The 14,549-nt window shown below is 68.3% G+C and carries 15 protein-coding genes; 10 read left to right on the forward strand and 5 right to left on the reverse strand.

The annotated features are described in order from the left end of the window. The first annotated feature begins 13 nt into the window (after nt 1–13). Nucleotides 14–481, forward strand: coding sequence for a gamma-glutamylcyclotransferase (locus A5733_RS09420; protein ID WP_067769629.1), 468 nt, complete (start codon nt 14–16; stop codon nt 479–481). A 70-nt stretch (nt 482–551) separates the two neighbouring features. On the opposite strand, the gene A5733_RS09425 is transcribed toward A5733_RS09420, so the two are convergent. The 3 genes from A5733_RS09425 to A5733_RS09435 form a co-directional block, all read right to left on the reverse strand. Further along, nucleotides 552–1,487 carry a hypothetical protein gene (locus A5733_RS09425; RefSeq protein WP_076239913.1) on the reverse strand — a complete coding sequence of 312 codons (936 nt, stop codon included), beginning with the start codon at nt 1,485–1,487 and terminating at the stop codon, nt 552–554. A 109-nt stretch (nt 1,488–1,596) separates the two neighbouring features. Then, entirely contained in the window at nt 1,597–2,763 is a 1,167-nt protein-coding gene (locus A5733_RS09430; protein ID WP_067769625.1) for a M20 family metallopeptidase, read from the reverse strand. Further along, the gene (locus A5733_RS09435; RefSeq protein WP_076239914.1) at nt 2,760–3,944 is read right to left on the reverse strand and encodes a M20 family metallopeptidase; all 1,185 of its coding nucleotides are present in this window, start codon (nt 3,942–3,944) and stop codon (nt 2,760–2,762) included. Before A5733_RS09435 ends, A5733_RS09430 begins: the two co-directional genes overlap by 4 nt. A gap of 44 nt (nt 3,945–3,988) precedes the next feature. Between A5733_RS09435 and A5733_RS09440 the strand changes: the two genes are divergently transcribed. Continuing rightward, complete coding sequence (locus A5733_RS09440; protein ID WP_369830917.1) at nt 3,989–4,798, forward strand: purine-nucleoside phosphorylase; 810 nt, start codon at nt 3,989–3,991, stop codon at nt 4,796–4,798. On the opposite strand, the gene A5733_RS09445 is transcribed toward A5733_RS09440, so the two are convergent. After that, nucleotides 4,791–5,882, reverse strand: a complete 1,092-nt coding sequence (locus tag A5733_RS09445) for an AbrB family transcriptional regulator (RefSeq protein ID WP_076239916.1) — start codon at nt 5,880–5,882, stop codon at nt 4,791–4,793. The two genes, A5733_RS09440 and A5733_RS09445, sit on opposite strands and share 8 nt — an antisense overlap. Before the next feature lie 108 nt (nt 5,883–5,990). On the opposite strand from A5733_RS09445, the gene A5733_RS09450 reads away from it, so the two are divergent. Beyond that, on the forward strand, nt 5,991–6,437 hold the full coding sequence (locus A5733_RS09450) for a MarR family winged helix-turn-helix transcriptional regulator (RefSeq protein WP_076239917.1): 447 nt from the start codon (nt 5,991–5,993) through the stop codon (nt 6,435–6,437). Beyond that, entirely contained in the window at nt 6,434–8,050 is a 1,617-nt protein-coding gene (locus A5733_RS09455; protein WP_076239918.1) for a phospho-sugar mutase, read from the forward strand. The genes A5733_RS09450 and A5733_RS09455 overlap by 4 nt, the downstream gene beginning before the upstream one ends. 6 nt (nt 8,051–8,056) lie before the next feature. Here A5733_RS09455 and upp read toward each other — a convergent pair whose 3' ends face one another. Then, entirely contained in the window at nt 8,057–8,680 is a 624-nt protein-coding gene (gene upp / locus A5733_RS09460) for a uracil phosphoribosyltransferase (protein ID WP_067769615.1), read from the reverse strand. Nucleotides 8,681–8,816: 136 nt separating this feature from the next. Between upp and A5733_RS09465 the strand changes: the two genes are divergently transcribed. The 6 genes from A5733_RS09465 to A5733_RS09490 all read left to right on the forward strand — a co-directional run bounded on the left by A5733_RS09465 (nt 8,817) and on the right by A5733_RS09490 (nt 14,531). After that, complete coding sequence (locus A5733_RS09465; RefSeq protein WP_083666068.1) at nt 8,817–9,425, forward strand: sigma-70 family RNA polymerase sigma factor; 609 nt, start codon at nt 8,817–8,819, stop codon at nt 9,423–9,425. A gap of 18 nt (nt 9,426–9,443) precedes the next feature. Beyond that, nucleotides 9,444–10,181 carry an SDR family NAD(P)-dependent oxidoreductase gene (locus A5733_RS09470; protein ID WP_067769612.1) on the forward strand — a complete coding sequence of 246 codons (738 nt, stop codon included), beginning with the start codon at nt 9,444–9,446 and terminating at the stop codon, nt 10,179–10,181. Between the two features lie 63 nt (nt 10,182–10,244). Next, the gene (locus A5733_RS09475) at nt 10,245–10,550 is read left to right on the forward strand and encodes a hypothetical protein (RefSeq protein WP_231965695.1); all 306 of its coding nucleotides are present in this window, start codon (nt 10,245–10,247) and stop codon (nt 10,548–10,550) included. Between the two features lie 2 nt (nt 10,551–10,552). Beyond that, nucleotides 10,553–11,602 (forward strand): C40 family peptidase, encoded by a 1,050-nt coding sequence (locus A5733_RS09480; protein ID WP_076239919.1) that lies wholly within the window; start codon nt 10,553–10,555, stop codon nt 11,600–11,602. Nucleotides 11,603–11,647: 45 nt separating this feature from the next. Further along, on the forward strand, nt 11,648–12,925 hold the full coding sequence (locus A5733_RS09485; protein WP_076239920.1) for a primosomal protein: 1,278 nt from the start codon (nt 11,648–11,650) through the stop codon (nt 12,923–12,925). A 154-nt stretch (nt 12,926–13,079) separates the two neighbouring features. Next, nucleotides 13,080–14,531, forward strand: a complete 1,452-nt coding sequence (locus A5733_RS09490; RefSeq protein ID WP_076239921.1) for a cytosine permease — start codon at nt 13,080–13,082, stop codon at nt 14,529–14,531. Nucleotides 14,532–14,549: the final 18 nt, after the last annotated feature.

Genomic DNA, 14,549 nt, shown 5'->3' on the forward strand with positions numbered 1-14,549 from the left:
AAGCTGTCTAACCGTGCCGCTGTACGCCGCGTATGGATCGAATATGCACCCGGAGCAAATGCTCGAACGGGCTCCGCACTCGCCGATGGCGGGTACCGGGTGGTTGCACGGCTGGCGGTTGACGTTCGGCGGTGAAGACATCGGCTGGGAAGGCGCGCTGGCCACCGTCGTCGAGGACCCGCTGTCCAAGGTGTTCGTCGTCCTCTACGACATGACATCGGCCGATGAGCACTCGCTGGACCGCTGGGAGGGCTCCGAACTCGGATTCCACAAAAAGATCCGCTGCCGGGTGGACCGGTTGTCGTCGGACACCACCACCGATCCCGTGCTGGCCTGGCTATATGTGGTCGATGCGTGGGAAGGCGGTCTGCCCTCGGCCCGCTATCTGGGGGTGATGGCCGACGCCGCGGAGATCGCCGGCGCGCCGGAGGAATATGTGCACGATTTGCGCACCCGCCCGTCCCGCAACATCGGTCCCTGACTGGTCTGACGCCGCGCGAGCGTGATTCAAGCGGGGTCGACGTAAGGCGCGGATCTGAGCACTGGCGAGATCAGGCCAAGATGTCCGCGCGTTCGGCTCGCAGCAGGGTCAACTCGTGGTTGGCCGCCTGCGCGCGCTGATCGAGTTGCCTGAGGATCTGCTTGACGCCCGTAATGGCCTGGCCGACTTTCCCCTGCGCCTCGATGATCCGGTCGCGCACCATGAAATCGGTGAAGAAATTGTCGAACCACACGTCGAAAACGCTGGTCATGGAGCGGAGTTCGACGAGCCGCACGCCCTCCATATGGACGTCGGCCAGCTCGACGGTGAACTGCTTGAGATGGGTGTCGGCAGAACGCAGCGACCATGACACGCTGTCGAGCCTGCCCTCCTTGACGATGCTGGCGATCATGCCGCCGTCGAACCAGGTGTCATATGCCGACCATGACCGTGCGCTGTCGAGCTGTTCAGCGGCGGTGCGCAGATCCGTCAACGCCAGTCGGCCGGCCGAGGTGGCCTCCGCCATCTCGTTGAGCTCAGCCGTCAATTCTCCACGGCGACCAGCGATTTCAAGGAGCCTGGTCGACCCGGGACGATGGTTGTCCTGAAGCCAGCGTTCCTTGGCGCTCAGCGCCTGCTCCAATGCGAGAGCCACGTCGCCGAGTGCCGCGAGGCGGGCGGTCAGATGCTCGACGAGGCGCTCGTCGGCCTCGGCACGCGCCCGCTGGGTCAGGTACTCGTACTCCGCGGCCTGGTGTTCGGCGGTCTCACGCGCCAGGTCGTCGTGGTGCGAACCTTTGAGGTGGGCCCAGATCTTGGTCAGCGAAAACGATTCCAGCTTGTGGACGTCGCGCGCCTCTGCGCCCAGGCGGCCGCCCGCTTCACCGGCGCGCGCAGCCGACTCCTCGGCATGCGCCCGCGCCGCGGCCAGTTGCCGTTTGAGCGACTCGGACTCCCGTATCGCCGCCGTCGCCGAAGCCAGTTGATCGTCAGGCGCAGCTGTCATGTCGACAGCCTAGGAGCGCTCATGCGCGACGAGTGACACCAAAATGTCGACGAAATGCGGCGTGTCTGGAGGCAAACACGCACGCTCGCGGGGCAGAGGGGGCCGAAAGTTACCCAGAGGCGGCGACGATGTTGACCATCGTGCGCACGCCCACGCCGAGCGCGCGCTCGTCGATGTCGAAGGTGGGCTGATGCAGATCAAGTTGTGGCCCTTGACCGCTCCACACCCCGAGACGGCCCATGGCACCGGGAACGTCTTCGAGGTACCAGGAGAAGTCCTCCCCGCCGCCGGACTGATGGGTGTCGGCGAGGACGTCGGGGCCGACGGCCTCGATCGCGTGGGTGAGGATGCGCGTGGACACCTCTTCGTTGACCACCGGGGGCACCCCGCGCCGGTAGTTGAGGCTGTGGGAGATGTTGAGCGGGGCCAGCAGCGACGTAACTGTCTCTTCCACAATGGATTCCAGCGTGAGCCAGGTGTCGCGACTGGCGGTGCGAATGGTTCCGGCCAGGGTGCCGATCTGCGGGATGGCGTTGGCGGCCACGCCCGCATTGACCGCGCCCCACACCATCACGGTGTCGTGGCGCGGGTCGATGCGACGCGACAGCACGCCGGGCAACCCGGTGATCAGCGTGCCGAGCCCGTAGACCAGGTCACCGGTCAGGTGCGGCCGGGAGGTGTGCCCCCCAGGTGAGTGCAGGGTGATCTCGATGGAATCGGCCGCCGAGGTGATGGGGCCGGGCTTGGTGGCCACCTTCCCCACCGCCAGCCGCGGATCGCAGTGCAGGGCGAAGATTCGGCTCACCCCGTTGAGCACGCCGGCATTGATCGCGTCGATCGCGCCGCCGGGCATCAACTCCTCGGCCGCCTGGAACAGCAGGCGCACCCCCACCGGCAACTCGGGGACCGACGACAGGGCCATCGCCGCGCCGAGCAGCACCGCAGTGTGCGCGTCGTGCCCGCAGGCATGTGCGACGTTGGGCACCGTCGAGGCGTACGACGCGCCGGTCCGATCGGCCATCGGCAAGGCGTCCATGTCAGCCCGCAGGGCGATGCGTGGCCCATCCTCCGGCCCGAAGTCACACGTCAACCCGGTACCGCCGGGCAGCACTTTGGGATTCAGCCCCGCGTCCGCGAGGTGGTTGGCGACGAATTCGGTGGTGGCGAACTCTTGGCGGCCCAACTCCGGATGTGCGTGCAGATGCCGACGCCACGACACCATCTCGTCGTAATGGGCCGACAACCAGCGGGCAGCGGCGTGCTGCAACACACTCATGACGCCCGCCTCACCCGCTGGGCCTCCAGCACCCGGTCGCGCTGCGCCGGTGTCTCGGCCAGCGCAACCACGGTGCGCGCCAACATGATCGCGCCTTCCACCACAGCCTGGTCGGCGCTGGGGCCGGCCGCTGCCGCGGTGAACGCCGGCTGGTGGATCGCCGCCCCGCCCGAGTCGATACCGATCACCGGATGGATTCCGGGCATCACCTGGCTGATGTTGCCCATGTCGGTACTGCCCAGCGGCACACTTGCCTCCACGTTCTCCGGTAACGGGTTTCGGCCCAACCGCACCATCTCGGCCCGGATGGTCTCGGAAAGCCATGGGTCGGGCACCATTTCGGCATAGGCCGGTCCGATCTCGGTCACCCGGTGTTGGCAACCCGTGGCCAGCGCCCCGGCCGAAAAGCACCCGGCCATCCGCTCTTCCAACTCGCGCAGCGCCGGCAGGGCGGTGGCCCGCATGGTGTAGCGCATCTCGGCGTGCCCCGGGATGACGTTGGCGGCCTGCCCGCCGTGGGTGACGATGCCGTGCACCATCTGCCCGGGCATGAGCTGTTGACGTAACAAGCCGATGGCCACCTGCGCGACCGTGACCGCGTCCCCGGCATTGACCCCCAGATACGGCGCCACGGCCGCGTGCGACTCCCGGCCGACGTAATCGACGGTCACCTCCGACAGCGCCAGGGAGCGGGCGGCGGCGATGTCCACCGGGCCGGGGTGCAGCATCACCGTCGCGGCGATGTCGTCGAACACTCCGGCGTTGAGCAGCAACACTTTTCCGCCGCCGAGCTCCTCGGCCGGAGTACCGACCAGAACCACGGTCAGGCCGAGGTCGTCGGCCACGTCGGCCAGCGCCAGCGCGGTACCGACAGCCGAGGCCGCGATGATGTTGTGCCCACAGGCGTGACCGATCTCGGGCAGGGCGTCGTACTCGGCGCAGACGCCGATCACCAGCTCGCCGCTGCCGTACGACGCGCGGAACGCGGTGTCCAACCCACCGGCACCCGCGGTGATCTCGAAGCCGTACTCGGCCGCCAGCGCCTGGGACTTGGCGCAGCTGCGGTGCTCGGCAAACGCCAGCTCGGGCTCGGCGTGGATCGAATGAGAGAGCTCGATGAGGTCGCCACGACGCCGGTTGATGGCGTCTTCGACGCTCAGCGAGGCGGTGGCGGACGGCATCCTCGCAGTATCTCACTGCTCGTTTCCGACGGTTAAGCTCGCCTATCGTGACCGATCTCGAGGCCTCAGCGCTGTCATCTGCCGAAGCCATCGCCGAACGCACCGGAGTTCGCCACCACGATGTCGCCGTCGTGCTCGGCTCGGGTTGGGCGCCCGCGGTCGCCGAGCTCGGAGATCCCGTCGCCACGGTGCCGATGGCCGACATCCCCGGACTCGTCCCGCCCAGCGCGGTCGGGCACCGCGGTCAGATCCACTCCACCCGCATCGGCGCTCACCGGGTGCTGGTGCTGGCCGGCCGGATCCACGCCTACGAGGGTCATGACCTGGACCATGTCGTGCACCCGATCCGCACCGCGGCGGCCACGGGTGTGTCCACCGTGGTGCTCACCAACGCCGCCGGCGGCCTGCGGTCCGAGTACGAGGTCGGCCAGCCCGTGCTGATCAGCGACCACCTCAACCTCACGGCCCGGTCTCCGCTGGTGGGCGCGCAGTTCGTCGACCTGGTCGACGCCTACTCCCCCCGGCTGCGTGCGCTGGCCCGCGAGATCGAACCGGCCCTGACCGAGGGCGTCTACGCCGGGTTGCCCGGCCCGCACTACGAGACCCCGGCCGAGATCCGGATGCTGCGCACCCTGGGTGCCGACCTAGTGGGCATGTCGACGGTGCTCGAGACCATCGCGGCCCGGGCGGCCGGCCTGGAGGTGCTGGGTGTGTCGATGGTGACGAATCTGGCCGCGGGGATGACGGGTGCGCCGCTCAGCCATGCCGAGGTGCTCGAGGCCGGGCGGCAGTCGGCGACCCGGATGGGTGCGCTGCTGCGTTCGGTGATCGAGCGGATCCGGCCGCTCACCTGACCGCAGCGACCGGTTCCTCGATCGGCCGGCCGTGTCGACGGCCCAGCCGGGCCATGCCGCGTGCCATCAGTGGCGCCGCGAACAGCATCAGAAGTACCCGCAGCACCTGCGCGGTGATGATGAAGGTGACGTTGGACCCGGTTTCCACCGCGGTGGCCAGCACCGCGTAGACGCCGCCCGGGCTGGTCGCCAGATAGCCCTCGAGCTGCGTCATGCCGGTGACGTTGGCCAGCAGTACGCCGAGCCCGGCGGTGGCCGCACCGAGCACCAGGATCAAGGTCAAGGCCACCGGCAGGATGCGGCCGATGGCGCGCAGCGATTCTCGGGTGAAGGCGATGCCGGCCTGCCAGCCGATCACCATGTAGGCCGCCTGCACCAGCAGCGACGGGACGGTGAGTCCGAAGGACAGGCCACTGAGTTCCAGCGCCACCGTCAACGCCAACGGACCCAGTAGCCCGGCACCGGGAAGCCTGGCCAACCGGCCGAGCACCACGCCGACCCCGACGATCGCGATCAGCATGAGGATACTGAGATACCAAGGAGCCGAATCGGTTTCAGCGGCGACCGGCGCGGGGTGGGACCGGTCGGCGCGGAAGATCAGGGTCACCACGAGCGGAATGGTCGCGGTGACGAGCGCCACCCGCAGGTACTGGACGACGGAGACGACGCGATCGTCGCCGCCGAGTTCGCGCGCGATGGCCACCAGACCCGACGCACCACCGGCCACCAGGGCCAGCGACCCGGTCAGTGGGCTGACGTCACGGTGCAATCCCAGCAAGCCGCCGGCCACGACGCTCAGCACCAAGGTCGCCACGGTGACCGCCGCCACGATCAGCCAGTCCGAACCCATGGCGTCGACGGCATCCTGATGCACCATCGTGCCGATGTAGACGCCGAGTACGCCTTGGGCGATCACCCCGGCCGGGCGAGGCATCCGCTCGGGGGCGAATGCGGCCAAGGCCAGCGTGATGCCGACCGCGAGACCGGCGAACAACGCCGCCGACGGAACGCCGACGAGGTTCAACGGGACGGTGACGGCGGCAGTCGCGACAACCAGCAGCACCCACCGCAACGTCCGAGTCATCCGTGCGTGCACCTCCTGCTCACATAATAAGTAATCCCTTGGCATTAGTCACCGCGAAAGGCGATCAACATGCAAATATCAGGGTAGATACCAAGGTATAACTTGATTATGTCTGCGACGTCGGCAACGGAACTCCGCGAGTCGATCATGGCGGTGGCCCGCCAGATGCGGCGTCATCGTCCCGATCACGGGCTGACCTTGAGCCAGTTGGAACTGCTCGGCGAGGCCGGCCGCAGCGGCACCACCGCTCCCGCCGAGATGGCTGCCCGCCTGCACGTACGCGTCCAGTCGCTGACCGACAGCATCAACGAGCTCGTCCGTCGCGGTCTGATCGCCCGCCGCCCCGACGACGCCGACCGCCGCCGCCAGCTGATCGAGATCACCGACGAGGGCACCGCACTTTTACAGGCCGACCGGGCCGAACGAGACGCCTGGCTGCACGCCACCATGCGGGAGAACCTGACCGATCTGGAAGTCGACCTGTTGATGCTGGTGGCGCCGGTCCTGCGCAAGCTTGCTTACTCCGACGCCAGTGCGGGCACACTTGGCACATGACCTCCATCGCGACTGCCTCCGCCGATTGGATCGCCCACGACCCCGATCCGCAGACCGCGGCCGAACTGGCCGCCTGCAGTCCCGACGAGCTTGACCGCCGGTTCAGCCGGCCGCTGACGTTCGGCACCGCCGGGCTGCGCGGGCCCCTGCGCGGCGGGCCGGACGCGATGAACCTGGCCGTGGTCATGCGAGCCACGTGGGCCGTCGCGCAGGTACTCAAGGACCGAGGGTCCGGCGGCACGCATGTGGTGGTGGGTCGCGACGCGCGGCACAAATCCGACGAATTCGCCCTGGCCGCTGCCGAAGTGCTGGCCGGGGAAGGTTTCGACGTGCTGCTGATGCTGGCCGCCGTCCCGACACCGGTCATCGCCTACGCCGTCCGGCACCTGCCGACGGCGGCGGGCATCCAGATCACCGCCTCACACAATCCGCCGACGGACAACGGCTACAAGGTGTTTCTGGGCGGTGGCATGCAGATCATCTCCCCCGTCGACCGCGAGATCGAGGCGGCGATGGCCCGGGCGCCACATGCCGACGAGATACCCCGGGTGCCGGTAGAAGTCGGCGGCCTGCGCCAGATCCACGGTTACGTCGAGCGGGCCGCGCGGGTGCGTCGCAGTGCGGGGTCCGTGCGGGTGGCGCTGACGCCGCTGCACGGTGTCGGCGGGGAATACGCGCTGGATGCCATGGCCCTGGCCGGATTCGACGACGTCCACGTCGTCGAAGAACAGTTCGTGCCCGATCCGGACTTCCCCACCGTCGGCTTCCCCAACCCCGAGGAACCCGGTGCGGTGGACGCACTGCTGGCGCTGGCCGACGACATCGACGCCGAGATCGCCATCGCGCTGGATCCCGACGCCGACCGATGCGCCGTCGGTGTCCCGGGTCCGGAGGGCTGGCGCATGCTCACTGGTGACGAAACCGGTTGGCTGCTGGGCGATTACATCTTGTCTCAGCTGGAGCCCGGCCCGGTCAGCGAGGCCGCCCTGGTGGCCAGCACCGTGGTGTCCTCCCGGATGCTGGCCGCGATCGCCGAGGCGCACGGCGCCCAACACGCCGAAACCCTCACTGGTTTCAAGTGGTTGGCCCGTGCGCAGAGTCCCGGCAACACCTTGGTGTACGCCTATGAAGAGGCGATCGGCCATTGTGTGGACCCCGCCGCGGTGCGCGACAAGGACGGGATCAGCGCGGCCATCCTGGCCGCCGACCTGGTTGCGGCGCTGCGTGATCAGGGCCGCACCATGCTCGACGCGCTCGACGATCTGGCCAAGAAGCACGGCGTGCACGTCACCGGCGCGGTGACCCGCCACGTCGACGACGCCGACGCCGCCATGGCCCGGTTGCGCTCGAACCCGCCGACCGAGCTGGCCGGCTTCGCCGTCGCCGTCGAGGATCTGCAGCAACGGCCCGGACAGCTCTGCACCGATGCGCTGATCTTCACCGGGGACGAGGCGGGTACGTCGGTGCGGGTGGTGGTGCGGCCCTCCGGAACCGAGCCGAAACTCAAGTCCTACACCGAGGTTCGGTGTGCCCCGACCGACGATGTGCGCACCGCGCGGGCGCACGCCGAGAAGCTGAGTCAGGCCCTGGCCGACGCGGCGGCGCGCTGGTAGGCAGCCTCAGCGCGGGCCGAACTGACGATCCCCGGCGTCACCCAGGCCCGGGACGATGTAGGCGGCGTCGTTGAGCCCCTCGTCGATGGACGCCGTGATCAACCGGATCTCGGGCGCCGCTTCCTTGAGGGTGTCGATCCCCCGTGGCGCACACACCACGCACACCGCGGTGATGTCGACGGCGTTGCGCTCGCGCAGCAGGCCGATGGTGTGGGCCATCGAGCCGCCGGTGGCCAGCATCGGGTCGAGCACGAACACCGATCGGGCACTCAGGTCGTCGGGCAGCGAGGCCAGATACGGCGTCGGCTGATGCGTCGTCTCGTCGCGGGCCATCCCGACGAACCCGACCTGCGCCTCGGGGATCAGGGCGTGTGCCTGATCGACCATGCCCAGACCGGCCCGCAACACCGGGACCAGTAGCGGCGGGTTGGCCAGCCGGAACCCGGTCGTTTCGGTCACCGGGGTTCGTACCGAGATCGCCTCGGAGGCAGCATCGCGGGTGGCCTCGTACACGAGCATCATGGTCAGGTCACGCAGTGCCGACCGGAACCCGGCGTTGTCGGTGCGCTCATCCCGCAGGGTGGTCAGCCGGGCGGCGGCCAGAGGGTGGTCGACGACGCGTACATCCATGCGCCGACCTTAACGGGGTCGCTGCCCGCAGTGGCCCACGGACCACGGACCACGGGTTTTCAAGGGTCCGCTACGGGGTTGGCCCGGACAGTCTGAGATGGCGTCAATCCTGCCCCCTCGACTCTGGAGAACTGACATGGCGAAAGTCGTAGACATCGGACCGACCGGCTCGCCCACGGACCCCACCGTCGAGGAGTCCGTCGCACAACTGGCCGACAGGTTCGCTCGTGAGGCCATGCCGTTTCAACCCGTCCTGTTGCGCACCGCGCGACGGCTCACTCTCACCCAGGCCGACGCCGAAGACCTGGTGCAGGACACACTGATGAACGCCTACGCCGGTTTTCACCGGTTCGAGCCGGGCACCAACGTGCGGGCGTGGCTGTTCCGGATCATGCACAACCGCTGGATCAGCACGCACCGGATGAAGCAACGGCGGCCGGACACGTTCACCGTCGGCGAGATCACCGACAGCGACATGTGGACCAACAGCAGCCATGGCAGAGCCGCAGAGCGTTCCGCCGAAGATCACGCTCTTGACCTGTTCTGCGACAACCGGATCCGTGACGCGGTGCTGACGCTGCCCGAGGGCTTTCGCACGGTGCTGTACTACGCCGACATCGAAGGTTTCACCTACGCCGAGACCGCGGCCCGGATGGAAATCCCGCTGGGAACGGTGATGTCACGGATATCGCGCAGCCGAGAACGACTGCGCGCCACGCTGGCCGACACCCAATGTGTCGCCTGAGAACAACGAGAGGACACCATGGAATCGGGATCGACCGAACTCAAGGGGTACACCGCGCTGATCACCGGCGGGACTGCCGGCATCGGCCTGGCATGCGCCGACCTGCTGGCCGGTGCCGGCGCAACTGTGATCATCACCGGCCGAGACGAGAAGCGAGGACGTGACGCCGCGGTCGCGCTGGGCGGTGACGTCGACTTCGTCCGCGCCGACCTCGCCGACCTGGAATCGGTGAAATCACTTTCACAACAATGTGATCAGACCGACATCCTGGTAAACAACGCGGCCGCGTTCCCGGGCGCGCTCACCGTCGAGCAGGGCATCGACTCCTTCGAGCAGACCTTCGACACCAATGTGCGCGGCACCTATTTCCTCGTCGCCCAGCTGGTGGGCGGCATGCTCGACCGTGGCCGCGGCAGCATCGTCAACGTCACCTCGATGGTCGCCTCCAAAGGCGTGCCCGGAGCATCCGCCTACAGCGCCTCCAAGGCCGCGGTGGAATCGCTGACCCGCACCTGGGCCGCGGAATTCGGGGCCGGCGGGGTGCGGGTCAACAGCGTGGCCCCGGGACCGACCCGCACCGAAGGTGTGGCGGCGCAATGGGGCGACACCAATGAGGAGTTGGGTCGTGCCCTGCCACTGGGCCGCACCGCCACGCCCGAGGAGATCGCCCACGCGGTGTTGTTCCTGAGTTCGCCGCGCGCGGCCTTCATCACCGGTTCGACGCTGCACGTCGACGGCGGCGGCACGGCCATCTGAACCCGACACTCAGCCCGACGCGATTCAAGGGAACCGAACGGCGTCGGCGGGCGTCCTAACCACATGCCCGCCGACACCCTGCGCGCCGACCTGGCGGCCATCCGCGCACTTGGCGCCGCCCTTGCCGCGCACGCCGCCGACCTGAACACCGTGGCCGCCGCCCTGCGGTCGATGCCGTCACCGGCCGATGCTCTCGGCCCTGTCGCTGAACGATTCGTCATCGCGTTCACCGAGGCGGTGACCGAACACAGTGCCGCAGTTGCGGCGCTCGGAACCCACACCGGCTCCGGTGCGCTGCACGCCGAGGGCACCGTCAACGTCTTCCACGCCGCCGGTGAGCGAGCCGCCGAGCTGTTGCCGCAGGTGTAGCGGTGCCCATCACCCTGGCCGCACCGCTGTACGAGCTGCGTGATCTCGTCGGGTCCGGCCACCACGTCCCCGCGGTGACGGCCCTGGACGGCGCGCACACCACGCTGTCGGACATCGCCGTCGCGCTGCGGCATTCCTGGGAACGGACCGGGGACTGGTCCGGAACCGCCGCCACCGCCGCCGCGGAGTTCACCGCGGGTGCCGCGGCTCAGGCGAGCAGCCTGGCCGAGCGGGCACGGGTGCTGAGCGCCTCGGCCCGGCACGCAGGCACCGCAGTGGCCGACGCGGGTGCGCGGCTGCAGGCCATCATCGACCGCTTCGAGCAACGCGCCGGGGCATTGGCGCCGCACCTCGCAGAGCCGGGGGTGGCCGAAGAACTCGAGGCCGAGGCACAGCGGGCGATCAGCGAGGCGTCAGCCGTCATCGAGGAACTCCGCGCCGAGCTGGATGTTCAGGCCGGCTCGCTCACCGGCGCCGTCACCGCCCCGGCTCCGGCCGGGTTCTCGGGTGGCACGGGGTTCTCGGGTGGCACGGGAAGTGCCGGCGGTGCGGGCCACGCGGGCGGTTTCACCCCGGCCTCGTTCAGCGGGGGTATGCCATCGGCTGCCGATCGACCCGAGGCCGCCGTCGGCCTACGCGACCCCGGCATGTTCGGTGACGGCGTCGCGGTACGCCTGCCCGACGGCAGTACCGCGGTGGCGCCCAATGCGGTGGCCGCCAGCGCCGTGCGACACGCCCTCACCCAGCTGGGCGTGCCCTACCGGTGGGGCGGCACCACACCGGGCGTCGGACTGGACTGCAGCGGCTTGACTCAATGGGCGTATCACGAAGCCGGACTGGACATTCCACGTCTGGCTCAGGAGCAGGACATCGGCAAGGCGGTGTCGGCCGGGTCGCTGCGCCCGGGTGATCTGGCCGTGTGGGACGGCCATGTCGCGATGATCGTGGGTGAGGGCACGATGATCGAGGCGGGCGATCCGGTGAAGCTGTCCCCGATCCGCACCACCAATGCCGGTCAGGGCTTCCAGGGCTTCTGGCGGCCCACGGCGTAGACCAACCTGACCGGGCGCGCAGGCCGTCCCATTAGGCTGTGCCGCATGGCTGCTGACATCGTGCCGGTCCGGCTCGGGCTGACCAAGGGCGACCTTTACACACTCTGGGCTCCGCGGTGGCGCGATGCCGGCGACGAGTGGGAGGCCTTCCTGGGCGAAGGCGACGCCCTCTATGGCTTCGAATCGGTCGCTGACCTGGTCGCATTCGTCCGCACCAACACCGACAACGATCTGGCCGACCACCCGGCATGGGACAAGCTGACCGCGGCCAACGCCCATCGGCTGCAACCGGCCGACGACCGTGAGTACGACATCGTCGGGCTCCCCGATCTCGTCGCCGACAAGCCGACGGAGGAGTCTGTCGCGACCCTGCACCGCACGCTGGTCGTGGTGTCCTCGATCGGCTCGGTCTGCGAGCTGGCGGCGATCAGCAAGTTCTTCAACGGCAACCCGGTGCTCGGCACGGTCGGCGGCGGGTTGGAGGGCTTCACCGGCCGCTCCGGTCGCAAGCGCTGGGCCGAGATCGAAGCCGTGATCGCCCGGGGCTGGGACGGTGTGCTCGATGCCATCGACGAGATCGTCACGGTGCCCGAGGATCTCGAGGCCGACGCCGTCAAGAAGGCCGAGGCCGAGCTGGAGGAGCCCGCTCCCGAAGAGGACGATGACGAGCTCACCGCCGAGACCGAAGACGCCGACGATGAGGGTGACGGCGAGGACGAGGCGGTCGCCGGTGAGTCTGCCCGCAGCGCCGCCGATACCGCGGTCCTGGGCGACGACGAGGATTTCTGGGCGAAGGTCGGCATCGATCCGGTGCGGATCATGACCGGTTCGGGCACCGTCTACACCCTGCGCTGCTACCTCGACGACGAGCCGGTCTTCCTCGGCCGCAACGGCCGTATCAGCGTGTTCAGCTCCGAGCGCGCGCTGGCCCGGTACCTGGCCGACGAGCACGACCACGACCTGTCGGACCTGGCGACCTACGACGACATCCGGACTGCGGCGACCGACGGCTCGCTGCGGGTGGAGGTCTCCGACGAGAACGTCTACGTCCTGTCCGGCATCTCCGATGACATCGCCGACGGGCCCGACGCGGTCGACCACGACCAGTTGGAGCTGGCCGTCGAACTGCTGCGCGACGTCAGCGACTACTCCGAGGACAAGACCGTCGATGAGACGCTGGCCGACACCAAGGCCCTCGGCAAGTTCGTCGGCTATGTCCTGGGCAACGACAACGCCCGCAAACCCGAAGCGCCCTACGCCCAGGCCGTCGAGCAGTGGGACGCGCTGGAGCGCTTCGTGGAGTCGCGGCTGCGCCCGGAGTAGCCGCGCGGACGAGCTCGGATCGACGTAGACATCTGAATTTCAGATCAACTACATCGATTACTGTTGTTTTACAGATGGGGGTTTCCTCATCCATCGTGGTCCTCATCACCACCGCGGGCCACAGGTTTACCGGGCCCAGATCCCGGAGGACCAGATGGCCGACATCCACAGCCAGACCCCGCCGATGCTGGAACAGCACACGATCGGTTTCGTACCGGCGTCCGACCGGCACGGCAAGGTGCGCGACCTGTTCACCCTGTGGTTCGGCACCAACATCGCGCCGCTGCCCATCGTCACCGGAGCGCTCGGGCCCAGCCTGTTCGGCTTGAACCTGTGGTGGAGCCTGGTGGCGTTCGCCGTCGGGCACGTGGTCGGCGGTGCGCTGATGGCGTTGCATTCGGCGCAGGGCCCGCAGATGGGCATTCCACAGATGATCCAGAGCCGTGGCCAGTTCGGCACGCTGGGCGCGCTGATCATCGTGGTGATCGCGGCCGTGATGTATCTGGGCTTTTTTGCCTCGAACATCGTGCTGGCCGGTCAGTCCATCCACGGGATCGCCGGTGGCGTGCCCGTGAACGTCGGCATCATTGCCGGCGCGGTGGGCTCGGCAATCATCTGCATCATCGGTTACCGATTGATCCACTTCCTCAACAGGATTGGCACCTGGGTCCTCGGATTGGCCATCGCCGCAGGCTTTGTCGCGATCCTGACGTCGGACCTACCCGCCGATTTCCTGACCCGCGGCGGCTTCAACTTCGCGGGATGGTTGGCCACGGTGTCCCTCGGCGCGCTGTGGCAGATCGCCTTCGCGCCGTACGTGTCGGACTATTCGCGCTACCTGCCGAAGGAGGTGGGCGTGGCCTCGACATTCTGGACCACCTACCTCGGCTGCGTGCTGGGATCGTTCCTGTCCTTCGCCTTTGGTGCCGTCGTCGCCCTGGCCGCCCCGGTCGGCATGGACACGATGGACGGCGTCCACGCGACCACCGGCGCGCTCGGCACCACCATGCTGGCGTTGTTCGTGTTCAGTGTCATCAGCCATAACGCACTGAATCTCTACGGCTCGGTGCTGTCGATCATCACCAGCGTGCAGACGTTCCGGGCCCGGTGGATTCCCACCGCGCGGGCCCGGGTGATCCTGTCGGTGGTGATCCTGATCGGTGCGTCGGTCGTCGCGATCGCCCTGTCAGCGGACTTCGTGTCCCACTTCGTCAATCTCGTGGTGGCGCTGCTGGTTGTGCTCGTGCCGTGGACGGCCATCAACCTCATCGACTTCTACATCGTCCACAAGGGCGTCTACGACCTCGAATCGATCTTCCGATTCGACGGCGGAATCTACGGACGCTACAACCGCGCAGCCATCATTGCCTACGTCATCGGCATCGTCGTTCAGATTCCCTTCATGGCGACGTCGCTGTACACCGGCCCGGTGGCCGCGCATCTGGGCGGCGCCGATCTGTCCTGGCTCGCCGGCTTGATCGTCACCGGACCCATCTATCTGCTGCTGGTACGACGCACCTCCGGCTCGACCGCCACGGTCAGCGTCCGCCAGCACGTCGAGACCTCGCCCAAGACAAGCGATCTCGTCGTCCAGCCCGAACGCTGACCAACGCCACGGCCAGGC

The sequence above is a fragment of the Mycobacterium sp. NS-7484 genome (genome assembly GCF_001953975.1).
Lineage (GTDB): Bacteria > Actinomycetota > Actinomycetes > Mycobacteriales > Mycobacteriaceae > Mycobacterium.

What these genes read in the sequence shown, in the direction of transcription:
- A5733_RS09425 (WP_076239913.1), bottom strand. Translation starts at nt 1,487, where the DNA reads ATGACAGCTGCGCCTGACGATCAACTGGCTTCGGCGACGGCGGCGATA.
- A5733_RS09430 (WP_067769625.1), bottom strand. Translation starts at nt 2,763, where the DNA reads ATGAGTGTGTTGCAGCACGCCGCTGCCCGCTGGTTGTCGGCCCATTAC.
- A5733_RS09435 (WP_076239914.1), bottom strand. Translation starts at nt 3,944, where the DNA reads ATGCCGTCCGCCACCGCCTCGCTGAGCGTCGAAGACGCCATCAACCGG.
- A5733_RS09445 (WP_076239916.1), bottom strand. Translation starts at nt 5,882, where the DNA reads ATGACTCGGACGTTGCGGTGGGTGCTGCTGGTTGTCGCGACTGCCGCC.
- A5733_RS09450 (WP_076239917.1), top strand. Translation starts at nt 5,991, where the DNA reads ATGTCTGCGACGTCGGCAACGGAACTCCGCGAGTCGATCATGGCGGTG.
- A5733_RS09455 (WP_076239918.1), top strand. Translation starts at nt 6,434, where the DNA reads ATGACCTCCATCGCGACTGCCTCCGCCGATTGGATCGCCCACGACCCC.
- upp (WP_067769615.1), bottom strand. Translation starts at nt 8,680, where the DNA reads ATGGATGTACGCGTCGTCGACCACCCTCTGGCCGCCGCCCGGCTGACC.
- A5733_RS09465 (WP_083666068.1), top strand. Translation starts at nt 8,817, where the DNA reads ATGGCGAAAGTCGTAGACATCGGACCGACCGGCTCGCCCACGGACCCC.
- A5733_RS09470 (WP_067769612.1), top strand. Translation starts at nt 9,444, where the DNA reads ATGGAATCGGGATCGACCGAACTCAAGGGGTACACCGCGCTGATCACC.
- A5733_RS09475 (WP_231965695.1), top strand. Translation starts at nt 10,245, where the DNA reads ATGCCCGCCGACACCCTGCGCGCCGACCTGGCGGCCATCCGCGCACTT.
- A5733_RS09485 (WP_076239920.1), top strand. Translation starts at nt 11,648, where the DNA reads ATGGCTGCTGACATCGTGCCGGTCCGGCTCGGGCTGACCAAGGGCGAC.
- A5733_RS09490 (WP_076239921.1), top strand. Translation starts at nt 13,080, where the DNA reads ATGGCCGACATCCACAGCCAGACCCCGCCGATGCTGGAACAGCACACG.